Raw genomic sequence first — 22,135 nt, 5'->3', positions numbered from 1 at the left:
CGTACCCGTCGCTCCCGACGCCGCGGGGCTCCGACGCCCCGGTGCGCCGGGGGCGCTCGACTCGCTCGTCACTCCCGGCACTGCCCCCCGAACGGTACGGGGTACGACCGCGACACGCGCGGGTTTCCCGTCCCGTCCGGGGGACGACGCGGTCACGCCGGGAGCGCGTTGAGCTTCCGGCTCTGGATGACCTGGTCGACGATGCCGTACTCCTTGGCCTCCTCGGCCGTGAGGATCTTGTCGCGGTCGATGTCGGAGCGGACCTGCTCCGGGGTCCGGCCGGTGTGCCGCGCGAGGATCTGCTCCATCTGCGTGCGCACCCGCTCGATCTCCGCGGCGTGGATCTCCAGGTCCGACACCTGACCGCCGGCCTCGCCGGAGGGCTGGTGGATCAGCACCCGGGAGTACGGCAGCGCCAGGCGCTTGCCCGGGGTGCCGGCCGCGAGCAGGACGGCGGCGGCCGAGGCGGCCTGGCCCATGCACACGGTCTGGATGTCGGGCCGGACGAACATCATCGTGTCGTAGATGGCCATCAGCGAAGTGAAGGAGCCACCGGGCGAGTTGATGTAGATCGTGATGTCGCGATCGGGGTCGGCCGACTCGAGCGTGATGAGCTGGGCCATCACGTCGTTGGCCGACGCGTCGTCGATCTGCACCCCGAGGAAGATGATGCGCTCCTCGAAGAGCTTGTTGTACGGGTTGGACTCCTTCATGCCGTAGCTGGTGCGCTCCACGAAGGAGGGCAGCACGTAACGGCTGGAGGGCATCTCGAAGCTCATGGCAGTTCTCCTCTCAACCGTCAGTTGTCGGTGACCGGGTTGGTGCTGTCGGTCATGGCGGCACGGCTGACGACGTGGTCGACGAAGCCGTACTCCAGGGCCTCCTGCGCCGTGAACCAGCGGTCGCGGTCGGAGTCCTTCTCGATCTGCTCGATGCTCTGGCCGGTGTGGAAGGACTGCAGCTCGTTGAGCTCGCGCTTCGTGCGCCGGAACAGGTCGGCCTGGATGGCGATGTCGGCCGCGGTGCCGCCGACGCCGGCCGAGGGCTGGTGCATCATGATCCGCGCGTGCGGCAGCGCGTAGCGCTTGCCCTTGGTGCCGGCGGTGAGCAGGAACTGGCCCATGGAGGCGGCCAGGCCCATCCCGTAGGTGGCCACGTCGCAGTCGATGAACTGCATCGTGTCGTAGATGGCCATGCCGGCGCTCACCGAGCCACCGGGCGAGTTGATGTACAGGTGGATGTCCTGCTTGGGGTCCTCGGCAGACAGCAGCAGCATCTGGGCGGCCAGCTGGTTGGCGATGACGTCGTCGACCTGGGTGCCCAGGAAGATGATGCGCTCGCGTAGCAGGCGCTCGTAGACCGAGTCGTTGAGGTTCATCCCACCGGCGCCACCCCGCAGGAGCGGGGAGTACGCCGGGTTCGGGTCGGTGCTCACGGGTGTGGTGACCTCCGTTGGCGTGGGTCGAGTCGGTCTCTCGGTGGGCGGGAGCGGGGCCGGCGGCCCCTGCGGGCCGTACCCCCGGCGTCGTCCCCGAGTCACGTCGACCCTAACGCGGACCCCCGGGCCCGCAGTCCCGGCGCGGGGCCCTGTTCGCCGTCGGCGCAGCGCCGGCGGCGGAGACGACGGACGCCGCCCTCCCCCGCGCACACGGGGCAGGACGGCGTCCTCAGCGAGCATCAGGGGTGGCCCCGTCCCGAGGCTCGCCCCGAGCTTGCTCGGGGTGAGGAGGACGGGGTCCTCACTCAGCCCTTGGCGACGTCCCCGCTGTCCTCGGTGGCACCCTCGGCGGCCTCGCTGGCCACCGCGGTGGCGACCTCGGCGTCGGGCGCGTCGTCGTCGGCCACAGCGGTGTCCTCGACGGTGTCCTCGACGGCGTCCTCCGGCTCCTCGGCAGCGGCGTCCTCGGCGCCGGCCCGGACCGTCTGCGGGCGCAGCGCGTCCAGGTCGACGACGTTGCCCGACGCGTCGGTGATCGTCGTCTGCTCGAGCAGCTGGGCCAGCGTCTTGGTGCGGCGGACGTCGGCGACGAACTCGGCGATGTTGCCGCCCTGCTGCAGCTGCTGGGCGTACTGCTCCGGCGTCGTCCGGTTGCGCTGGGCCTGGGCGACGATCTGCGCCGACAGGTCGTCGTTGTCGACGGTGATCTCGCGGGCGTCGGCGATCGCGTCGAGGACGAACTGGGTGCGGATCGCCTCCTCGATGTTCTTGCGCTGCTCGGCGTCGTAGGACTCGCGGTCCTCGACACCCGACATCGACAGGAAGGTGTCCCAGTCCATGCCGGCGCGCTGCAGCTCGCCGGCGAGGGCGTTGTTGCGGAACTCCAGCTCGCGGTCGGCCAGGCCCTCGGGGAGCGGCACCTCGGTGGTGGCGAGCAGGTGCTCGACCAGCTTGTCGCGGGCCTGCGCGCCCTGCTGCATGGTCTTGGCGCGGCCCAGCCGGGTGCGGACGTCGTCGCGCAGCTCGGCGAGGGTGTCGAACTCGCTGGCGGTGGAGGCGAACTCGTCGTCGAGCTCGGGCAGCTCCTTGGCCTTGACCGAGCGGACGGTGACCGTGACGTCGGCCTGCTGCCCGGCGTAGGGGCCCTGGTGCAGGTCGGTCTGGAACGTGGCCGACCCGTCGGCCGACAGCCCGCGGACGGCGTCGTCGAGGCCGGGCATGAGCGAGCCGGAGCCGACCTCGTAGGACATGCCGCTGGTCGTGCCGTCCTCGAGGACCTCGCCGTCGACGCGCGCCTCGAGGTCGATGGACACGTGGTCGCCGTCCTCGGCGGGGCGCTCGACGGCGGTGAGCATGGCGAAGCGCTCGCGCATGACCGAGACCTGCTGGTCGATCTCCTCGTCGGTGACCTCGACGTCGTCGACGGTGACCGCGAGGTCCTCCAGCGGCGGGAGCTCGATCTTGGGGGCGACGTCGACCTCGGCGGTGAAGGCGAGGGTGTCGCGGTCGTCGAGGCGGGTGACCTCGATGTCGGGCTGGCCGATCACGCGGACCTGGTTCTCGCGGACGACCTCGGAGTAGACCTCGGGGATGGCGTGCTGGACGACCTGCTCGAGGACGGCGGGGCGGCCGACCCGCTGGTCGAGGACGCGCTCGGGCACCTTGCCGGGGCGGAACCCGGGGACCCGGACCTGCCGCTTGAGCTCCTTGTAGACCTCGCCGAAGGCGTGGTCCAGGTCTCCCCACGGCACCTCGACCGCCATCCGGACCCGCGTGGGGCCCAGTTCCTCGATGGTGCTCTTCACAGCGGCAGTGCTCCTCGGTACGACGGAAGGGCGACGCCGGGACCGGCGCCGGGTCGGCTCCCGAGTCTAGAGAGACGCCGGGAGCGGGGTCGGGGTGGCGGGATTCGAACCCACGGCCCCCCGCTCCCAAAGCGGGTGCGCTACCAAGCTGCGCCACACCCCGTGGCGGCTCCCGAGTCTAGGCGTGCCGCCGGAGCGGGCTCAGGCGGCGAGCGGCGGCCGGCGGTCGGCCCACGGCGCGCCCTGCTCCAGCGCGGCGGCGACCCGGACCAGCACGTCCTCCCGGCCGTAGGCGGCGACGAGCTGCACGCCCACCGGCAGGCCGTCGTCGGTGCGGTGCAGGGGCAGGCTGCTCGCCGGCTGGCCGGTGACGTTGAACTGCGCGGTGTAGGGGATGTAGCTGTTGACCCGCCGGCCCTCCTGCTCGGGCCCGGCGGCGGTGAACCAGCCCAGCTCCGGCGGGGGCGCGCCGACCGTCGGCGTCACCAGCAGGTCCACTCCCCTGCCGCCGAGCTCCGGCGGCGCCCAGAAGGCGGCCACGCGGCGGACCCAGTGGCCGAGCCACGTCCGCGTGCCCAGGTAGTCGGTGGCCGACATCGCCGAGCCGACGGCGCGGTAGGCGGCGTTGCGCGGCTCCAGCTCCTCGTCGGTGATCGGGCGGCCGAGGACGCGCTCGAAGGCGGAGATGGTCAGGGCGAAGTCGGCGGCGATGGTGGCGTTGAAGAACCGGGCGAAGCGCTCGTCGAACATCCGGTCGGGCGTGCCGGGCTCGACCGCGCAGCCGAGGTCCTCCAGCAGCCGGCCGGCGTGCTCGACGGCGGCGCGGCAGTGCGCGGAGTCGAGGTAGCCCTCGGGCGGGTCGGTGTCGAGCAGCGCCACGCGCAGCCGACCGACCGGCGCGCCGACCTCCTCGGCGAGCGGGCGCGGCAGCGGCGGGGCGGTGTACGGGTCGCCGGGCATGGGGCGGCCGATCCAGTCGAGCGCGGTGGCGGTGTCGCGGACGGAGCGGGTGACGACGCCGTCGATGGTCGCGCCGGCCCAGCCCTCGCCGACGTCGGGGCCCTGGCTGACGCGGGCGCGGGTGGGCTTGAGCCCGACCAGCCCGCACAGGCTGGCGGGGATGCGGATGGAGCCGCCGCCGTCGTTGGCGTGCGCGATGGGCACCAGCCCCGCGGCGACCGCGGCCGCCGAGCCGCCCGAGGAGCCGCCGGTGGAGTGCGCCGGGTCCCACGGGTTGCGGGCCGGGGGGTTGCAGGGCGGCTCGGTGGTGACGGTGGTGCCGAACTCGGGCACGTTGGTGCGGCCGACGGTGACCAGGCCGGCCTCGCGGAAGAGCCGGCCGAGGTGGCTGTCGTGGGGCCAGCGGACGCCGGCGAGGACCGACGTCCCGTAGCGGGTCTCGTCGCCGGCGACGTGGCAGCCGATGTCCTTGAGCAGGAACGGCACGCCGCGGAAGGGGCCGTCGGGCAGCTCGCCGGCGGCGTCTCGTCGAGCGTCCTCGAAGCGGTCGCGGACGACGGCGTGGAGCTGCGGGTTCAGCTTCTCGATGCGGGCGATGGCCGCCTCGAGCAGCTCGGCCGGGCTCACCTCGCCCCGCCGCACGAGCTCAGCCTGCGCCGTCGCGTCCAGCCACGTGGTCTCGGTCACGGTCGGACGCTAGCGGGCACGGCGGCCGCCGGGAGGGCCGCGCCAGGTGGGCCGTTCGGCTCACGGGTGTGCGGCAGGAGCTGGTTGGCACGAGGACGTCCCGGTGCCACGCTGCCCCATGACCTCCCCCGTCCCGATACCCGCGGACGTCTCGCCCGAGGCGGTCATCCGCTGGACGTTCGACCGGCTGAACGCGCACGACTCCTCGTCACTGCGCCAGCTCTACGACGACGAGACCGTGGACCACTTCCCGCAGCGGGTCTGCCGGGGCGCGGACGAGATCGCGGGCTTCTGGGAGGAGACGTTCACCGGGATGCCGGACTTCCACGTCGAGATCCTCGCGCTCGCCGAGCACGGTGACGACGTGCTCGTCCACTGGCGCATGACGGGGACCCATCGCGGCCCGTTGCAGGGCATCGCGCCGACGGGGAAGCCGATCTCGCTCGAGGGCATGGACCACTTCGTCGTCCGGGAGGGTCGCATCCGCAGCGGGTTCGTCGCGTTCGACCAGATGGAGTACGCGCGGCAGCTGGGCATGGTCCCGGCCGACGGCTCGCCTGGCGACCGACTCATGAAGAAGGTGTTCAACGCCCGGACGCAGCTGAAGCGCCGACTGCGCGGCTGAGGCACGGACACCGCCGAGCCGGCGACGCTGGTGACCGGCCGCCAGGCAGAGGCGATGCCCGTGCCTGCGCCGGGTCCGCCAGGACAGCAGCCGCGTCCCGCCTGGTGCTTTGGGTCGCCGTGGAGCATGCGGTCGTAGTGCGGGGCACGTCCCAGACCCGGCGCGCGCTACCCTCGTCCCGGACTGGAACCCTGGTCGACCACGGTCGCTTGGGTTCGCGTGGCGAGGGGACGGCTTCCTAGACGTTCGCTCCCACGGTCTCGCGGGTGTAGCTCAATGGCAGAGCCCCAGCCTTCCAAGCTGGCCATGCGGGTTCGATTCCCGTCACCCGCTCTAGACGTCTGCTCAGGCCAGCGGCCGGTACTGCCTTCTGGAGAAGGTCTAGAGGACCCTCTGGAGGGCCCGTCTCAACCCTTTTCGGGCCCCTGCTCTCCGTCGCGCTGGTGGTGGATCGGTCACGTCGGACGGCCCCACATAGTCAGGTGGAGGCGCAGGTTCCCCGTCATGACCACGCCCGTTGCGGGGTGAGATCGAGATCGCGCCGACTGAGACCCGCAGGAGGAGTTCCGGCCCTGGGCCCGCCCACCTCGAGCAGGTAGCGCTGAGGCGACACCTCGGACACGAGGTCTCCGCGCAAACGGCATGCGAGGCGGCAGTGCGGTAATGGGGCGGACCTCTAGGGCATTCGCTCCGCGAGCACCAGCTCGTTCGGCCCCGGGTCGAGGCGGTGGTTCAGCCACTCGAACAGCGGGCACCCGCCGTCACCCGTCGGCGCATCGACGTCGTCCTCCAGGCCGACGAGAGGGCCGTCAAGGGACATCGTTTGTCCAGTCGATCGGCGGTGTCCTGGGCGCCGCACCTCGTGTCACACCGTCTCCGGTGCAGGGCCCACTGACGGGCGGCCACAGAACTCGTCGGCCGACCGGCTCCCAACGCCGGCGGGCTGGACGTCGAGGTGGTGTGCGGGTGCCCGAACGAGCACCCGCACACCAGTCCGACGTGTGGCTAGCCCGTGGTGGTCGAGTCGAACAGTGCACCCTGGTCCACCGGGGCCGACCCGCGCTGGTCGTGAGGAACCCCGACCGCGACGGTGCCGGTGCACTGGCCTTCGTGGCCGTCGGTCACGGTGAAGGCCACGTGGTACACACGGCCGTCGCCGCCCCCGGCCCGCTCGGCCAGCAGCAGTGCCGTGGACGTCCCGACCCCGGAGGCGTCCGGCGCCGTGCGGCCCGAGCCGGGCTCGCGGACCGGCTCGTCCTGCCGGACGCCGGTCACGACGACGGTGAGTGCATCGCCTTCTGCGTCGGTCAGCCCGGTGATGCCGACAGGAACCGGCTTGTGGTTGGGCGACCACAGGCTGGCGACGGTCGGGCTCGCAGCCGCACAGCTCGGGGCGCGGTTGAGCACGGTGACGGTCAGGCTGTCGCTGCCGGAGCCGCCGTCCTTGTCGGTCACCTGGAGGTCGACCTCATAGGTGCCCTCGAGCGGATAGGCCAGCTCGCGCTCCACGGGGACGTCGTAGGCCGCGTCCGCTGTGGTCCGCGTCAGGGGCGCGTCGCCGCTCCAGTCCGCGGTGTAGGGGTCGTCCAGCGCGCCGGCGGGGTCGTCGAAGGTGCCGCTGAGGGCCACCACGTCGTTGCGGTAGACCTCGAGGTCGTCGCCCAGGTCAACCGTCGGGGCCACGTTGAGGATGCGCACCTGGGCCTCATCCTCGGCGCAGACGTCGAAGGTGTCGCACACGCGCAACGCAACAGTCACGTCGTCGGGTCCGTCCAGGCCGACCGCGGAGAAGACCGGGGTCTCGCCGATGCCGTCGTCGAACGCCCCGTCGCCGTCGAGGTCCCACTCGATCGTGGCGATGTTGCCGTCAGGGTCGGTGACGCTGCCGGCGAGCGGAACCTGCCCGCCTTCGGGCACCTCGTAGCCGTCGCCGCCCGTGTCGGCCTCCGCGCTCGGCGGGTCGTTGAGGTCGCGCACCGTCACCTGGACGGTGTCCCGGTCGACGTACGCCGGTTCCAGCCGGTCCCGGACGGTCAGCTCGAAGCCCAGCGTCTGGTCCTCGGTGACCATGCCCACGGGGAAGGTCGGACGGACCGCGGTCGGGTCGTCCAGCGTCACGGCGGGCCCGGACACCTGACGCCACGCGTAGGTGAGGTCGGCATAACGGCTGCGGGAGCCGTCGAGGGTGACCGAGCTGCCCTCGTCGACGGTCTGATCGGGGCCGGCGTCGGCGTCCAGCCGCGGGGTCTTGGTGAGGCGGGCCATCAGCGGCACCTCGGTCGAGCCGTTCTCCGGGCTGACGGTGTGCTGCGCGATCGTGCCGTCGGTGTGGCGGAAGCCGATGATCTCCAGCCGGTAGGCGACGTTGCCCGCCTCGAAGGGGAACGACACGTTGGGCTGCGGCAGGGCGACCGCGTCGGCGCACTTGCTGTTCACCCGGCCATAGGGGCAGTCGGCGAGGTCGTCGGGGACCTCGTGGACGCCGAGCCTCATCGGCAGCGTGGCGGTGAACTCGACCGACCGGTCCTCGTCCTGCACCGTCGTGTTCACGTGGAGGTCGACGGCGGTGATGCCGTTGTACAACCCGACGACGGTGTTGGAGTGCTTCAGCATCCCGAGGGAGAACTCGCCGAGCCCCGTCGTACCGGTCGGGGTGAAACCGAGGCTGCTACGACCAGTGCCGCCGAATCCCCAGCTGACCTGGACGGGCGGGCCGCTCGCGCATGAGCTTCGGCCGGCGCCGCCGCAGTACCGCTCATCGGCGCCGCCTGGTTCCGGCACAGCACCGGAGAAGGTCGCCGTGGTCGTCGTCGACACCTGTGCCGCGGCACCCACCGGGATGGCCAACAAGGCCAAAGCTCCGGCGATGACCGCAGCCATCCGCTTCTTCCGCATCCTGCTCCGTCCTCACGTCGCCCCTGGCTACGACCAGGAGGTCGGAAGCGGATGCTGCACGCGCGCCAGGCGCTCCGCGGCCGGAACACGCAGCCTGGGAAGGCTGCGGCGGATGCGGCGCCTGTGACTCCTCACCAGGGCCCTTCCAATGGCGTCGACCTGGCAAAACGCCGACGAATCTGCCTGAACTGCGCGACCATGAGGGTGTCCGTACGACTGCAGACCCGGGCACCGGTGCCGAGTGGCTGCCGCCCTCGTCGACGCCGACACCGGCTCCGTTCTCGGCGTGGTGGACGGCCGCGGCTCCGCGGGCGTCGGCGCCTGGCTCCGGGCGCGGAGCCAGGCCTGGCAGATGTCCGGCTCGTCGGGGTGGGTCCGCGCGGCCGGTGACAACGCGGCCATGGAGTCGTTCTTCGCACTCCTGCAGAAGACCGTGCTCGACCGCCGACAACGGGCAGCTCCACATCTCACCCGGAGGTCTTCCTCGTGTCTCCGCTCCACGTCGCCCGCCGTCACCGACGTCCGTCGGGTCAGCCGGACGCCGGGCTGCCGAGTCCGGAGGTATCGGGCCGCTGCAGGTCACTCTGCTTGCCGCGCGAACGTGGCCAACCCGCAGCACGTTGTCGTGTTCGATGCGTACTGCGACGATCCCGGCATGGGTCGCCAGCTCATCCGCACCGACCGCGCCCCTCAGTCGCCCCTCTACAGCCAGGGTGTCCGGGTCGGTGACCACGTCCACGTCTCCGGGATGACGGGCACCGACCCGGCGACAGGCGCCCTCGCCGGCGAGACGGTCCAGCAGCAGACCCGGCAGGCCATCGCCAACTGCCTGGCGGTCCTCGAAGCCGGCGGCGCCACGAGCTCCGACATCGTGGAGGTCGGCGTCCTGTTGGCCGACCCGACGGACTTCGCCGGCCTCAACGAGGAGTACGCGCGGGCGTTCCCGACCGATCCGCCCGCGCGTTACGTGGCCAAGCTCGGCGTCGAACTGCCTGGGGTCCTCGTGTCCATCCGGATGACCGCGATCACCTCCTGAACGGCGCCGGCGTCAGACCGCGGCGGTCCCGATGAGCCCCTTGCGGGTCACGAGAGCGGCGAGCTGCTCCTCGAAGAGCCCCTCGGTGCCCTCGGGACGGCGCGGCACCACCATGTACCGCGACTCCGCGCTGGCGTCCCACACCGAGATCCGCGTCCCCTCGGGCAGCTCGAGCCCGAACTCGCGCAGCACGCTCCGGGGGTCGCGCACCACCCGCGAGCGGTAGGCCTCGCTCTTGTACCAGCCGGGCGAGGGCCCCAGCAGCGCGATCGGGTAGCAGGAGCACAGCGTGCAGACGACGACGTTGTGCTCCTCGGCGGTGTTCGCGACGACCTTCAGCCGCTGCTCCTGCAGGCCGCCGGCCATCGACAGCCCCACCTCGCGGATCGCCTCGTTCGCGTCGGTGAGCAGCCGCTCGAGAAACCCGGGGTCGACCCAGGCCCGGGCGGTGATCCGGGCGCCGTTGGCCGGCGAGCCACCGGCCAGGAACTCGTCGATCCGCCCGTCGATCTCGCCCTCGTCGAGCAGGCCCCGGCTCTCCAGCAGCGCCTCCACGTGGCGCACCCGCGCCGAGATGACCGAACTGGTGTGGTCGCCGCTCATGCGGGCTCCTCGATCGGGGTCAGGTAGTCGGACCACAGCTCCACGGTGACCGTGTGGTCGCCTGAGCCGAACAGGTCGGCGGCCGCGAACCGCACGTGCCACACCGACTGGGGCGTGCCGGCACGGCCCCGGGCCCGGTCGTCGGCCAGCGGGTGGCGGCCGGCCTCCTCGACCAGCACACCGACGGCGCCGCGCACGTACCGGGGCAGCCGGGTGTGGCCGTCGGGGTCGGCGGTGCGGGTCCGCACCCGCACGCCGGGAGCGAGCTCAGTCATGCGGCACGTCCAGCTCGTCCGGCGACGCCACGCCCTTCTCCGCGAGCAGCGTGGTGATCGCGGCGAACCAGCGCTCGTAGTACGAGGCGGCGAGGTACTCCTCCGGCGGCATCCGCTCGATCGCGTCGCGGAACTCGTCGAGGTTGTAGACGCCCCGCTTGATCAGCGCCCCGTTGAGGGCGAAGACGTGGGCCTCCCAGTCGGCGTGGAACGGCGGCTCGTCCGGTTCCTCGGCGATCGCCGGGAACCCGGCCATCCCACCGACGTCGTTGATGCGGCTCACCCGCCCTTCCTACCCCGCCGGGCGCCAGGAAGAGCGGGAACTCCGCTCGTTGCCCGTGCCGGGCCCGCGGTGGGACCCTCGGCGGGGGCGGCCGGGCGCCGCCGGAGCGCGCGAGAGCAGGCGTGCGGTGCGGATCTTCCTGAGCTACCGGCGCGGTGACGCCGGTGGGTACGCCGGGCGGCTGGCCGATGCCCTGCACGAGCGCATGGGGCCGAGGAACGTGTTCCAGGACGTGCTCGACATCGCCCCGGGCCAGGACTACACGGCCGTCATCGACCGTGCCCTCGACGACAGCGACGCGCTGCTGGCCGTCATCGGGCCGGGCTGGCTCACCGCGTCGACCCCGCAGGGCTCCCCCCGGCTCTTCGCCCCCGACGACTACGTGCGCCTGGAGATCGCCCGCGCGCTGCACCGCGACGTCCGCGTCGTCCCCGTGCTCGTCGGCGGGGCCCCGCTGCCCCCCGGCTGCCGCGCTGCCCGCCGACCTGCAGGGACTGCCGCAACGGCAGGGACTGCCGCAACGGCAGGCGGTGGTGCTGCGCGACGAGACCTGGCACCAGGACGTCGACGGCCTCCTGCGGGCGCTGCGGGGCGAGCCGGCGCTCCCGACCGCGCGCCGTTTCCCCTGGTGGGTGGCGCTCGCCATCGCGGCCCTGCTGCTCGCGCTGGGCGCGGGCGCGTGGTGGCTGTCCCGGCCGGCCGACGGCGGCGGGGATGGGGACGACGACGAGGCGGAGGCGGGGATCGCGGCCTGTGCGACGCCGACCGGCGACGGCTGGACCGAGATGGGGCTCGGCGCGGACCCTCGGGCGACGGAACAGGTCGAGGACGGGTCGCTGTCGTTCACCGTGGCGTCCGCCCACTGGCGTCCGGAGGGCACGGGGTGGCAGGTGGTCCTCGCGACGTCGATGGAGGCCGCCGTGCCGGAGGGCGCCTACCACGGCGACTGGCGGTACGACTCCCTCGTCGTCGCCCAGCGGCAGTTCGCGGTGACCTGCTTCTCTCCGGACTCGGAGTTCGTGGACGCCGAGACGGTCGGCGACGCGCTCGTCGGCTTCGACGTCACCTGTGAGCCGGCCGGCCACGTCCAGCTCCGGATCGAGAACGACGCGGCCCGGATCGACGTCACCTCCCCCGCCCTCGGACCGGGGGACTGCTGAGGCCGGGCGTCACCGACACCGAGGAGGGCGGGATGGACCACGACGGCGGGGCGCCGCCGCGCTACCCGGGCGAGCCGCCTGCGGGCACCGACCCGACCTGGGACCGCCTCCGCGACCAGCTGGCCTGGTACGACGGCAGGAGCAGGTCCGCCCAGCACGCCTACAAGCAGACCAAGATCGCGCAACTGGTGCTGGCCGCCGGCGTGCCGGTCGCCGTGGCGAGCGCGGCGCCGGGGCTGGTGACCGCGCTGCTGGGCGCCCTCGTCGTCGTGCTCGAGGGCGTGCAGCAGCTGTACCAGTGGCAGACGAACTGGGTGCTCTACCGGTCCACGCACGAGTCGCTGCGGCACGAGCAGTTCCTCTTCCTGGCCGGTGCCGGTCCCTACAGCGGCCCCCAGCGCCACCAGGTCCTGGCCGAGCGGGTGGAGGGCCTCGTCTCGCAGGAGCACGCCAAGTGGACCGAGGGTCGCCACCAGGCCCTCGCCGACCCCGACGTGGTGCCCCAGCGCGCCGGCTGACCGGCCATCGGCGCGCTGGACGGGGACCTAGGCGGAGGGTCCCCGGGGCGCGGGCGCCACCGGGCTGATGTTCGGGTTCAGCCGGAACAGGTTCCCGGGGTCGTAGCGGGCCTTGAGCAGGCGCAGCCGGTCGAGGTTCGTGCCGAAGGAGGCACGAAACCTTCTCCGTGGAGCCGGACTCCGGAGGTCGCCCGGGGGGAGTGGACGGGTTCCGTCCACTCCCCCCGAACTGTCTCAGTAGGAGTTCTTGGTCGTCAGCACATCGCCGTCGAAGCAGAACTGGAAGATGTCACCGAACTCGCCGCCTTCGCGGTTGAAGTAGAGGCACGATTGGTTGACGTCCGCGGCGTCGAGGACGCCCTGCTGCGTGAACTCCTGGGTGTCCTGCGGAACGGCGGGCGCGACAGCCGCGTCGACGTCGGCCCGCGTGGCACCGATCTGGATGGCGTCGAAGGTCTCCTGGGAGATAGCGCTGGCGGCCTGCTCCTCGTTGAGCTGGTTGACCGCCTCGTTGATGCCGGCACCGACGAGAGCCGTGCAACCCCCGACGATCACGACCATGAGGACCGCGAGCCCCAGGAGGATCTTGAGAGCGGCGCTCTTCTTCTTGTACTTCTTGCCGCAGTGCGGGCACTTGGTGTCCACGGTCTGGGCCTGGGCACTGCAGTGCGGGCAGACCTTCACGGGCGCGGTCAGCTGAGCAGTCACAACACGTCCTGGGGTGGTGGCGGACCATTCCGCCGCTGGCATGACCCGGGAAACGTAGGTACTCCGTTCCAGTACGCCGCGCTCCACATGTCCATCGCGGCGTGTTCTCATCCAACCCGTCTCGCCCGTCGCGGCAGCCACGTCAGTCCGCCGACCTCGCCCTTCGACGGGGCCGCTCGGTGGTCCTCCCCGCTGCCGCTCCGGTCATCGGCGTGGCGAGCCGATCGGCCGGTGGTGCTTGTCGTGTTCCGGGCCGGGTTCGTACAGTTCCAGCGGTGGAGGCCCCCCGCGCCCGCCGAGCCGTCCTCAGCCGTCAGCTCCGGCACGAGCGCGGTTCGCCGGCGGTCGGCGTCACCGACCGCCCCCGGGGACTCGCCGGGACCGGCCCCTCGCCGGCGGACCTGGCCGCCTACCGCAGCGCCGTCGACGACGTCGTGCAGCGTCTCGAGCACGACGGAGCCGCCGCCACTCTCGAGCGGGTCGCCGGGCACCCGGAGGTGCGCGCCGTCCTGGACCTCGTGCCCGGCGGCACCGACGACGTGCTGCAGCGGATCAACCAGGAGGTCGGCGGCTTCCGCCCCAGCCCCCGGTCCAACGCGCGCACCCCGGCGACGTTGCTCAAGATCCTCCTGCTGCAGCAGATCGACGTCCTGTGGTGGTCCTCGGTCCGCCCCTTCACCGACGACCCCGACGTCCTGGGCTCGCCGGAGATGGCCTGGCTGCCGTCGCTGCGCCGCCGGCGGCTGCTGGCCTTCCGCTACCGGGTGTGCGCCACGCACTTCCCGGCGCGGGCCCGCAACCACGCGGTGCACCGCTGGGCCCCGGGACGCGAGCCGGTCTCGTCGGGGCTGAGCTACCCCGTCGCCCGTCCGGCGATGGTCGCGCTGCTCAACGAGGTCGCCGACCGGTTCGCCCAGGCCGCCGGGCCCTGGCCGGGCAGCCTGTGGGTCAACTGCATCGTCCGCAGCACCGCCGTCCAGCAGCGGCTGCGGGCGCTCGGGTACTCGGCCCTGCTCCCGAGCGCCCACTGCACCGGCCACGCCGCCGACATCGAGATGGCCTGGCTGCGCCGGCACGGCGTGGCCGCCGCCCTGGAGGACGTCCTGACCGCCTACCGGACCGAGGGAGTGCTGAACGTGATCGACGAGGGCCAGGCCTGGCACGTGTGCCTGAACCCCGCCGTGGTGGGCCGGTACGAGCGCCTGGCGCCGCCGACCGCCGGCCCGGCGGGGAGCCGCTGATGTGCGGCATCGCCCTGGTGCTCGGGGAGGGCGCCGAGCGCGAGCAGGCGCTCTTCGCCTCGATGCTCGCCGCGATCTCCCCCCGCGGCGAGGTCGACGAGGTCCTGCACGACGACGCCGCCCTGCTGGGCACCTCCCGGCTGCGCATCGTCGACCGCGAGCACGCCGTCCAGCCCTGGACGTCGGAGGACGGGCGCTGGGCGCTGTGCTTCAACGGCGAGGTCTTCAACCACGGCGACCTGCGGGCGCAACTGCACGCCGAGGGCCGGCGCACCCGCTCGGAGAGCGACACCGAGGTGGTGCTCGAGACGGTGCTCGCCTGGGGCGAGGACGCGCTGCTGCGGATGCGCGGTGAGTTCGCCTTCGCGCTCGTCGAGCGCGACACCCGCCGGGTGTTCCTCGCCCGCGACCCGGTCGGCGTCAAGCCGCTGTACTGGGCGCACGCGGGCGGTCGGCTGCACGTCGCGTCGGAGGTCAAGGCCCTCGTCCCGCTCGGCGCGCGGGTGCACGAGGTGCCCCCTGGGCACTGCGGCTGGGCCGCACCCGACAGCCCGCCGGACCTGCACCCCTACATCGACCTCTACCGGCTCGGCGAGGGCCTGCCCGAGCTGGCCGACGTCGAGGAGGCCGCGGCGGCGGTCCGGACCACCCTCACCGACGCCGTCCGCATCCGGGTCGACACCGACCTGCGCGTCGGCGTCGTGCTCTCCGGCGGTCTCGACAGCTCGCTGACGCTGCTGCTGGTGCGCGAGCTGCACCCCGACTGCGTCGCCTTCACGGTGGGGGCGGAGGGCAGCGAGGACCTCGCCTACGCCCGCCGGCTCACCGCCGACCTCGGCGTGGAGCACGTCGTCGTCCCCGTCCGGCCGCGGGAGCTCGGCCTGGGCGACGTGCGCGAGGCGATGCGGGTCTCCGAGCTGACCGAGTACGGCGACATCATCAACGCCGTCGTCTCCCAGCGGCTGTTCGCCGCCGTGCACGAGGCCGGCGTGAAGGTGGTGCTCACCGGCGACGGCTCCGACGAGCTCTTCGGCGGCTACGCCATGTACCACCGGATCGGTGACGCCGACCGTCGCCGGCTGTTCCTGCACAAGATCGCCCACCTCAGCCGCACGGAGCTGCAGCGCGTCGACCGCACCTCGATGGGCCACCGGGTGGAGGCGCGGGTGCCGTTCCTCGACGTGACGATGCTCGACCTCGCCATGCGGATCCCGCAGGAGCTCAAGCTCCGCGACGGCTACGAGAAGTGGATCGTCCGGCACGCCTTCGCCGACGTCCTCCCCGACTACATCCAGGCGCGGCACAAGAACCCGATGTCGCACTCCAGCGGGCTGCACGAGCGGATCCGGCTGTTCCGGCCGCTGTTCCCGCGGCTCTACCGCTCCCTCGGCTACGACTGCGCCGCCCCGCTGCAGCGGGACTTCTCCGAGGTGCTCCGGGAGCACGACTACGACCTCGACGCCGCCGTCGACGCCGCCCGGACCCCGCGCGACCTCACGCCGGTCGAGCACGCCCGCGACCTCGCCGGGGCGCTGCGCTGGAACCTCGCCTCCCTGGTGCGCCGGCCCGCCCGCACGACCGGCCCCTGACCGGTCCGCTCGTCAGCCGCCGCGCAGTCCCCGGCGCAGCTCGTCGGGGCTCACGTTGACCTGGAAGTGCATCGCGTCCTTGACCGACCGCCACCGCCCGCCCCAGGCGAGCACCGGCAGGCCGTCGACCGTGGTGATCGCCTCCACCGCGGCGACCTGCTGCGGCGTGAACGCCGTGTCGGCGCGCCCGGCCTTCACCTCGGCGCACCGCTGCTCCTGGGTCGGCTGGGACGAGAAACGGACCACGGGCCGGTCCGGGGTCACGCGGTAGGGGTTGCAGGACGGGTCGATGTCGGTGGCGATGCCGTAGGCGTGCAGCGAGGGCGCCGAGCCGCCGGTGATCTGCCGGTTGACGTAGTTCCACACGCTGCGCGGTCGGTAGCCGGTGGCGGTGAGCGCCCGCTCCAGCGCCCGCCACGCCTCGACCGTGTAGGGGTGCACCGGCGTCGCGCGCAGGCCGAACAGCCGCAGCGGCACCATCCGGACGGTCTTCTCCGCCAGGTGCTCGGCCCACGCCCGGCGCAGCCACGTCGTCGACCGGGCGACGCGGCCGGCGGCGGGCGGCCCGGCCGGCCCGGCGGCGAACAGCCGGTGCAGGGCTGGGCGGACGACGCCGTCCCGGATCCGCCGCCACTCCTGCGCCAGCGCCGTCTCGTGCCGGGCGATCGGCGCCCCCCGGCGCTCGGGGTGCTGCGCGGCGAAGAGCAGGTCGGTGAGCGCGTTCTCGTCCCGGGTCCCCAGGGCGAAGGCCGCGGCGACCGCCTCGGGCCAGCGCCGCGCGGCCAGCGCGGCGCGCAGCTGCTGGTCCGGGCCCGGGGCCGGACCCTGCGTCTCGCGCTCCTCCGCGGCGGCCTCCCAGGCGGCGTCCCGCTCCGGCGGCACGGCCGTCGCCGCGGGCAGCAGCCCGGGCGCGCCGCGGCCTGGCCTCCCGCCGTAGAAGTACCGCGCGCCGGCCCGCCGCCGCGCCGTCCCCCCGTCGGGCCGCCGGGTCACCCGGGCCAGGTGGAAGTGCGGGCGCGGCCGGGCGTCGTGGACGACGGTCCAGCCCGGGCCGAGCGCCCGGGCCCGGCGCACCGCGAGGGCCCTCGCGTGGGCCCGCGAGGCGCACCAGAGGTCCTGCCGGTCCCTCCCGTCGACGACGGAGGGAGCCGCGGGCGGGGATGACGTCCGGAGCACGGGGACTCCTCTCGGGCAGTGCGGCGGTCAGCCGAGGGCCAAGTCGCGGCGCGGGGAGGGCCGTACCGGGACCACCGGGCGCGGACGGCGGTCGTGGACCGGCAGCGCGGTGACCCGCGGGGCCGCCCGGTCGGTGACGACGCCGATCGCCTGGGCGCTGGTCAGCCACTCCTCGGAGTCCTCGGCGACCTGCAGCAGCAGCGCCTCGAACTCGGTCCGGCCGCTCTGCAGCACGTGCGGCTGGGCCAGCCAGCGCAGGATCTCGCGGCCGGTGACGGCCATCCGCTGCCGCGGCGAGGTCATCAGCGGCTCGTGGAAGTAGCGGGTGAGGACCTCCTCGACGACGTCCCAGGCGTTGTCGGCCCCGAAGACGCGCTTGACGTCGTCGGCGTCGAGGATGCGGAACGCCTCCTCCAGCAGCTGCATGACCTCGACGCGCAGCACGTTGATGTTGCCGTAGGACACGAACTTGAGGTTGTTGCGCAGGTCCAGGCCGGCCCGGCGGACGACGGCGATGCTGCCGAACGTCGGGTCGTTGGCACGGTCGCGGATGACGTCGGAGATGCGCTTGTCCCGCCAGTACTGGGCGACGTGCCGGTTGAACAGCGTGAACAGCGGGTGGAACTCCCGGTTCGGGCGGGCGTCGCCGGGCGGCACCTTGGCGCCGTAGCCGAACGCCCGCCGGTAGGCCGCCGCGCGCTCGTGCCGGGTGCCGCGCAGCACCTCGCGGCGGTCGAACTGGTACAGCCCGTAGGCCCCCGGGCCCGCCGACAGCCGGACGGCGCCGTTGCGGAACAGCTCCCGCAGCTTGCGGACGACGCGGAAGACCCCGACGCGTTCATGCTGGTAGATGTAGTAGAGGTCGCCGATCGCGATGATCCGCTCGGACGTGACCGTCTCGTCGTAGTGCTCGACGCCCTGCGGGATGCGGGTCTGCCCGAACTGCCGCGCCGCCTCCGGGCCGAGGCCGACCAGCTGGGCCAGGCCGCTGTCGGGCGGGATCGGCGCGGCCTTGTCGGCCTCCTCCGCCTGGCGCACGTAGTCGTCGATCTGGTCGACGAGGGCGTCGGCCAGCCGCGGGGTCTCCAGCAGGTCCACCCCGAGCTGGTCGATCGCGTCCTGCCGCAGCTGGGCGAACCGGTCCAGGAGGGCCTGGTACTGCGCCTCGGTGGCCATCAGAACACCTCCACCCCGACAGCGTCATCGGGCTTGCTTGAGGCTTTACGAGTGTCGAAGGTCGCCACGTAGCGCCCTGGATGGACGGCTGAGTACTGGAATGGTCCCGCTGCCGGTGTGGGGTACTGCTTCTTGGTGGCTGGAGCACGCACGAGGACCTGCAGCTGCTCCCCCGCATCCAGATGGACAGGCTCGGTCCGATAGATGTTGCCGCCCTCGTCGAAGAGCTTGAGCGCGGTCTCGTTCCTCTGAGCGTCCACGCGAGCGGCCGTGTGCTTCGGAGCCGGACGTACACCACTCGGATCCCAGGCGAGACGGAACAGTTGCTTCTCGAGCGCTGTCAGCGCCAAGAACACCGATGGCGCGGAGAACCCCAGCCCATCGCCCCCTGCGCTGAGGACGGCAGCGGCCTCAATTGCCCGGCGCAGTTCACGGGCGCCTGAACGGAGAGCGCCGTTGAGAGCGAGCCGGCCGCCGTCCTTGACGAGCCGGGGACCCTCCTCGGTCGCGAAGTCCTCCGCCCAGTCGAGCACGTCCTCAAGGTAGAAGTCCCCGGTGGGTGACGGGATCGGGAAAGTCCGCCGCTCGTCCGGATCGAGGAGCACCGCATCGAGCGCCGACCGCAACTCGCTGACCGATCCGGAGACCACGGCCAGCTGACGTTCCACGAGAACCAGTTGCATGCCGAGGAAGGCTGGGTTGTCCGATGCTCCGAAGAAGCTCTTGTCTCGATCCCAACTGGCACGTAGCGAGACGAGATCGTCGACGATGATCCGGAAACTCGTGAGCTGCTGCTCCTCCGCGGCGTTGATGACGGTCCTGTCCGAGCCCGCCTGACAGAGACCCAGTTCCTCCCGCAGCTCACCGAGTTGCCCGCCGACCCCGTCTGGGTCACCGCCGGCGGCGGCGACCGGACCCAGTAGCACCCGCCACAGCTGGTCGACACGGTGGACCCGTGGGCCGCCGAGGCGGCCCAGTTCCTCGACCAGCTCTCGGGCCTCTGTCTCGATGATGCTCTTGAGGGCCGCCGCGACGTCGTCGTCCGCCGTCTCGTTCAGCGCCTCCAGGTCCTCCAGGAGCGGCAGTGAGCGGTTGACGGCCTCCTTCGCGCGCACGTGGAGGCTGGCCTGCGCCCCCACGACGCCACCGTCGAGCTCGCTGTGGAAGCTGGCGATGTTCGGCTTGTGCCGGTAGAGCGTGCGGCCGTGCTCCTCGTAGGGCTCGAAGGCCTGCTCGAGTGCCGCGACGACGCCGTCGATCTTCGCAGGGCGTCGTCGCCAGCCCAGGACGTTGCCGATCGCCTGGTCGACGGACCCCTTGAGGTCGCCGGGGCGGCGGTCGTCCCGGTCACGTGCAGGGGTCGTGGGAGCGGTCCGCACCGGGTAGGCGAGCAGTTCGCGCAGGGCCTTGATCAGGTCCTGGTTACTGCCGCCACCGCCCGCGATTGGCAGATTCATGCCGTCCTCCCCGGCGTGTGTACGTAGACCGGCCCGGCCGAGGCACGGTCGGCGAGCTCCTGCCAGCACCGGCACTGCGCCTCCTGCAGCGCGGTGACCCGCGGCCGGCAGCGGTCGATCCCCTGCCGCACGACCCGCACCCAGGCCGGCCACTCCCGGCCGCGGTGCCGCAGCGCCGCGACCGGCTCGAGCGCCTCGTAGGAGACGACGTCGTCGCGGAACCGCTCCCCCAGCGCGGTCAGCGCCGCCTGCGCCGCGGCCAGCCGGCGCTGCACCTCCACGAGGTCGAGCCGGTCGGCGGCCTCGGCGGCCAGCAGCAGCGCGTGGTGCGCCTCCTCGGCCCGCCCGGTCAGGTCGTCCACGGCCCCGCCGAGCCGGTCGACCACGGACAGGTCCGCCGGGGCGTCCTCGCGCAGCGTCAGCGCGAGCGAGCGCAGCTCCGCCCGGAGCTGCTGGCAGCCCCCGGTGAGGTCGGCGAGCGCGGCCGGGACACTCATCGTGCTCACCGCCGCGCGAGGTCGCGGTAGAAGTGGCGGGTGATGACCTCCGGCGTCGCCAGCCGGCGGTCGAAGGCCAGCCGGGCGGCACCGATGAGGAACCGCTCGGGCAGGATGCCCGGGTCGATCCCGCGGGCCAGCCGCCCCGCCGCCTCCTCGATCATCTGCTGCTCCTTGGGCGCGAAGCGGACCACCTGCGCCAGCGACCGGCGGCCGAGCGTCTCGTAGGGCCGGAAGCACATCGTGTCGACGACGAGGCGCACCGCGTCGTCGGCGGACTCCAGCACCGCCTTCGGGTAGGGCGCCGCGGGCCGGCCGTAGGCGCGCCGCCACGCCCGCCGCGAGCCCTCGGCCTCCTCGGGGAACCCCATCCGCGACAGCAGCTCGGCGCTGAGGAACAGCCGCAGGTACGGCGTCGGGTGCACCGCCGTCGGGTTCCAGGTCCAGACGCTCACCGGCGCGCGGGCCAGGATGTCCATCAGCGAGGCGACGACGGCCGGGCCGCCCAGCAGCAGGCCGCACAGGTCGGCGAAGGTCTCCCGGTTCCAGCGCCGCCACACCCGCGCGACCTGCGGCGGGTGTCCCGCCTCGACCAGCCTGCGCTCGACGGTCTCCGGGACCACCCGCGCGAGGCCGAGCTCGTTCTGCAGGTTGTGGCTGACCTCGTGCAGGACCGCGCCGAGCGTCCAGGGGTTCACCAGCCGGTGGTAGGGCAGCTGGATCTGCGGGAACGGGTTGCGCTGGAACCCCAGCCGCCGCAGCCGGACGTCGCGCCGGAAGGTGGCCGGGGTGGGCCCGGACTCCATGCTGCACATCGGCGCCGGCTGCGGCACCGACCTGGCGGTGCCCAGGCCGAGGAAGGCGTCCTGGTAGCAGTCCAGGGCGATCCGGTCGCAGCCGAGCAGCCACTCGCCGAACCGCCCCTGCCGCTGACCGAAGAAGACGGTGTAGAAGTCCCACACCCGCTCCACCGCCCGCACGTGCTCGTGGGCCACCTCGCCGGCGGTCACGAGCGCCCGCAGCCGCTCCGGGGTGGGGTCGGTCCGCGCCTGCTCGGCCAGGCCGGCGACCTTCCGGGTGATCGTCAGCAGCGGCTCGCGCAGGCGGGTGATGAGCGCGTTGACCGCCTCCACGTGCCCCTGGGTGGGGGCGGCGTGCCCGCTGCCGAACTCCTCACGGGTGAAGGGGCGCAGGGCGAGGGTGTGGCGCTCGAGGTTGCGCGCCTGCGCGCTGGTCCACCGCGCGAGGACCGCGGCCGGCCGCGGCGGCGACGGGCGGGGGGTGCTCCCCCGCCCGCGCTGCGTCGCCGCCGCGGCTGGCGCGCTCATGACCACGCTCCCTGACTGGACCCGGTGGGGTGCTGCTCAGCACCGGCACCAGCGCTGTCCGTTGACGACGATCGACCGGCCCGGGACGGCCGGCGGACGACCCGGCCCCGCCCCGTTCGCCTGCTGGGCCCGGCGCCGGGCGTCGGCGATCCACGCCTGGTCGGCCCGGCGGCCCCGCTGGACCACGCGGCGGCGCCGGTCCGGGTCGCGCAGCGCCCGGGAGGCGTGGTGCGCGAAGCGGCGGGTCACCAGGTCCAGCGAGACCGGGGCACCACGCGAGTACCGCCCCGCCACGTCGGCCGTCGTGCGGCGCACGACGTGCGGGAGCGCCTGGACGTAGGGTTTGGCCGCCGGGCTGTTCCACAGCTGCCGGCCGAGCTGCACGGCACGCTTGGTCAGCTCGGGGACCCAGCGGGCCGCAGCGGGCGCGAGCCGCGCCGCGAGGGCGGGCAGCGCGCCGAAGAAGGCCTCGGCCTCCGCCTCGGACTCCGTCTGGGCCGCCATCGCCGCCAGGTGCTCCATGAGCCGGATCTCCGCGGCCGGTGAGGCCGCCGACTCGTACTCGAACTCGGGCTCGCCGTAGAACTCGTCCTCCGGGTCGCCGTAGAGCTCGAGCTCGCGCGCGGCGGGGAGCAGGTCCGCCATCGTCATCGACATCGCCGGTCTCCTCGGACGGTC

Annotated in this window: 23 protein-coding genes, 2 tRNA genes and 1 pseudogene; 9 read left to right on the top strand and 17 right to left on the bottom strand. The window is 73.1% G+C overall.

Going from position 1 to position 22,135, the window contains the following annotated elements; genetic code table 11:
- Positions 1–152 precede the first annotated feature (152 nt).
- The 5 genes from ACI780_RS19940 to ACI780_RS19920 form a co-directional block, all read right to left on the bottom strand.
- On the bottom strand, positions 153–779 hold the full coding sequence (locus ACI780_RS19940) for an ATP-dependent Clp protease proteolytic subunit (protein WP_089404996.1): 627 nt from the start codon (positions 777–779) through the stop codon (positions 153–155).
- A gap of 20 nt (positions 780–799) precedes the next feature.
- Positions 800–1,435 (bottom strand): ATP-dependent Clp protease proteolytic subunit, encoded by a 636-nt coding sequence (locus ACI780_RS19935; protein ID WP_425432458.1) that lies wholly within the window; start codon positions 1,433–1,435, stop codon positions 800–802.
- Positions 1,436–1,743: 308 nt separating this feature from the next.
- Positions 1,744–3,243, bottom strand: coding sequence for a trigger factor (gene tig, locus ACI780_RS19930; RefSeq protein ID WP_457005183.1), 1,500 nt, complete (start codon positions 3,241–3,243; stop codon positions 1,744–1,746).
- Between the two features lie 89 nt (positions 3,244–3,332).
- A tRNA-Pro gene (locus ACI780_RS19925) sits at positions 3,333–3,406 on the bottom strand.
- 38 nt (positions 3,407–3,444) lie between these two features.
- Positions 3,445–4,890, bottom strand: a complete 1,446-nt coding sequence (locus tag ACI780_RS19920) for an amidase (protein WP_457005181.1) — start codon at positions 4,888–4,890, stop codon at positions 3,445–3,447.
- A gap of 118 nt (positions 4,891–5,008) precedes the next feature.
- Here ACI780_RS19920 and ACI780_RS19915 point away from each other — a divergent pair, with 118 nt between their 5' ends.
- Together ACI780_RS19915 and ACI780_RS19910 are read left to right on the top strand one after the other, a co-directional pair.
- Positions 5,009–5,515 (top strand): ester cyclase, encoded by a 507-nt coding sequence (locus ACI780_RS19915; RefSeq protein ID WP_457005179.1) that lies wholly within the window; start codon positions 5,009–5,011, stop codon positions 5,513–5,515.
- Positions 5,516–5,777: 262 nt separating this feature from the next.
- Positions 5,778–5,848, top strand: a tRNA-Gly gene (locus ACI780_RS19910).
- A gap of 672 nt (positions 5,849–6,520) precedes the next feature.
- On the opposite strand, the gene ACI780_RS19905 is transcribed toward ACI780_RS19910, so the two are convergent.
- Positions 6,521–8,395, bottom strand: coding sequence for a PKD domain-containing protein (locus ACI780_RS19905; RefSeq protein ID WP_457005208.1), 1,875 nt, complete (start codon positions 8,393–8,395; stop codon positions 6,521–6,523).
- Between ACI780_RS19905 and ACI780_RS19900 the strand changes: the two genes are divergently transcribed.
- Positions 8,316–8,537, top strand: a complete 222-nt coding sequence (locus ACI780_RS19900) for a hypothetical protein (RefSeq protein WP_457005210.1) — start codon at positions 8,316–8,318, stop codon at positions 8,535–8,537. The two genes, ACI780_RS19905 and ACI780_RS19900, sit on opposite strands and share 80 nt — an antisense overlap.
- 474 nt (positions 8,538–9,011) lie before the next feature.
- A complete protein-coding gene (locus ACI780_RS19895; protein ID WP_457005206.1) occupies positions 9,012–9,446 on the top strand; it encodes a RidA family protein in 435 nt (144 codons plus the stop codon).
- 12 nt (positions 9,447–9,458) lie between these two features.
- Here the strand turns inward: ACI780_RS19895 and ACI780_RS19890 are convergent, their stop codons facing one another.
- From ACI780_RS19890 to ACI780_RS19880, 3 genes are read right to left on the bottom strand one after another with little or no spacing between them, the layout of a single operon-like run.
- Positions 9,459–10,049, bottom strand: coding sequence for a nitrile hydratase subunit alpha (locus ACI780_RS19890; protein WP_457005177.1), 591 nt, complete (start codon positions 10,047–10,049; stop codon positions 9,459–9,461).
- Positions 10,046–10,324: an SH3-like domain-containing protein gene (locus tag ACI780_RS19885; protein WP_456871152.1), complete on the bottom strand. Its 279-nt coding sequence runs from the start codon at positions 10,322–10,324 to the stop codon at positions 10,046–10,048. The genes ACI780_RS19890 and ACI780_RS19885 overlap by 4 nt, the downstream gene beginning before the upstream one ends.
- Positions 10,317–10,607 carry a hypothetical protein gene (locus ACI780_RS19880; RefSeq protein ID WP_457005175.1) on the bottom strand — a complete coding sequence of 97 codons (291 nt, stop codon included), beginning with the start codon at positions 10,605–10,607 and terminating at the stop codon, positions 10,317–10,319. Before ACI780_RS19880 ends, ACI780_RS19885 begins: the two co-directional genes overlap by 8 nt.
- Here ACI780_RS19880 and ACI780_RS19875 point away from each other — a divergent pair.
- The 3 genes and pseudogenes from ACI780_RS19875 to ACI780_RS19865 form a co-directional block, all read left to right on the top strand.
- Positions 10,597–11,049 (top strand): annotated as a pseudogene (locus ACI780_RS19875) (toll/interleukin-1 receptor domain-containing protein); the annotation flags it as partial. The gene ACI780_RS19880 and the pseudogene ACI780_RS19875 overlap by 11 nt on opposite strands.
- A gap of 91 nt (positions 11,050–11,140) precedes the next feature.
- Positions 11,141–11,767 carry a hypothetical protein gene (locus ACI780_RS19870; RefSeq protein WP_457005173.1) on the top strand — a complete coding sequence of 209 codons (627 nt, stop codon included), beginning with the start codon at positions 11,141–11,143 and terminating at the stop codon, positions 11,765–11,767.
- Positions 11,768–11,799: 32 nt separating this feature from the next.
- Positions 11,800–12,285 carry a DUF4231 domain-containing protein gene (locus tag ACI780_RS19865; protein ID WP_457005171.1) on the top strand — a complete coding sequence of 162 codons (486 nt, stop codon included), beginning with the start codon at positions 11,800–11,802 and terminating at the stop codon, positions 12,283–12,285.
- A 27-nt stretch (positions 12,286–12,312) separates the two neighbouring features.
- On the opposite strand, the gene ACI780_RS19860 is transcribed toward ACI780_RS19865, so the two are convergent.
- Both ACI780_RS19860 and ACI780_RS19855 read right to left on the bottom strand, forming a co-directional pair.
- On the bottom strand, positions 12,313–12,504 hold the full coding sequence (locus ACI780_RS19860; RefSeq protein WP_457005169.1) for a BBE domain-containing protein: 192 nt from the start codon (positions 12,502–12,504) through the stop codon (positions 12,313–12,315).
- A 15-nt stretch (positions 12,505–12,519) separates the two neighbouring features.
- Positions 12,520–12,993, bottom strand: a complete 474-nt coding sequence (locus tag ACI780_RS19855) for a hypothetical protein (RefSeq protein ID WP_457005167.1) — start codon at positions 12,991–12,993, stop codon at positions 12,520–12,522.
- A 275-nt stretch (positions 12,994–13,268) separates the two neighbouring features.
- Here ACI780_RS19855 and ACI780_RS19850 point away from each other — a divergent pair, with 275 nt between their 5' ends.
- Entirely contained in the window at positions 13,269–14,234 is a 966-nt protein-coding gene (locus tag ACI780_RS19850) for a DUF5715 family protein (RefSeq protein WP_457005165.1), read from the top strand.
- Entirely contained in the window at positions 14,234–15,823 is a 1,590-nt protein-coding gene (locus ACI780_RS19845; RefSeq protein ID WP_457005163.1) for an asparagine synthetase B family protein, read from the top strand. Before ACI780_RS19850 ends, ACI780_RS19845 begins: the two co-directional genes overlap by 1 nt.
- Positions 15,824–15,835: 12 nt before the next feature.
- Here the strand turns inward: ACI780_RS19845 and ACI780_RS19840 are convergent, their stop codons facing one another.
- Genes ACI780_RS19840 through ACI780_RS19815 form a run of 6 tightly spaced genes read right to left on the bottom strand, consistent with a single transcriptional unit; the run spans position 15,836 to position 22,114 of the window.
- Positions 15,836–16,999, bottom strand: a complete 1,164-nt coding sequence (locus ACI780_RS19840; RefSeq protein ID WP_457005161.1) for a M15 family metallopeptidase — start codon at positions 16,997–16,999, stop codon at positions 15,836–15,838.
- 27 nt (positions 17,000–17,026) lie between these two features.
- Complete coding sequence (locus ACI780_RS19835) at positions 17,027–18,175, bottom strand: hypothetical protein (RefSeq protein WP_457005159.1); 1,149 nt, start codon at positions 18,173–18,175, stop codon at positions 17,027–17,029.
- On the bottom strand, positions 18,175–19,632 hold the full coding sequence (locus ACI780_RS19830; protein ID WP_457005157.1) for a hypothetical protein: 1,458 nt from the start codon (positions 19,630–19,632) through the stop codon (positions 18,175–18,177). Before ACI780_RS19830 ends, ACI780_RS19835 begins: the two co-directional genes overlap by 1 nt.
- Positions 19,629–20,129 (bottom strand): hypothetical protein, encoded by a 501-nt coding sequence (locus tag ACI780_RS19825; protein ID WP_457005155.1) that lies wholly within the window; start codon positions 20,127–20,129, stop codon positions 19,629–19,631. Before ACI780_RS19825 ends, ACI780_RS19830 begins: the two co-directional genes overlap by 4 nt.
- Positions 20,130–20,134: 5 nt before the next feature.
- Entirely contained in the window at positions 20,135–21,457 is a 1,323-nt protein-coding gene (locus ACI780_RS19820) for a hypothetical protein (RefSeq protein WP_457005153.1), read from the bottom strand.
- Between the two features lie 36 nt (positions 21,458–21,493).
- Positions 21,494–22,114 carry a hypothetical protein gene (locus ACI780_RS19815; RefSeq protein WP_457005151.1) on the bottom strand — a complete coding sequence of 207 codons (621 nt, stop codon included), beginning with the start codon at positions 22,112–22,114 and terminating at the stop codon, positions 21,494–21,496.
- Positions 22,115–22,135 lie beyond the last annotated feature (21 nt).

Source organism: Geodermatophilus sp. SYSU D00814, assembly GCF_054050055.1.
Note: the sequence above shows the minus strand (reverse complement) of the source record. Positions and strands in the feature narration are given on the sequence as shown.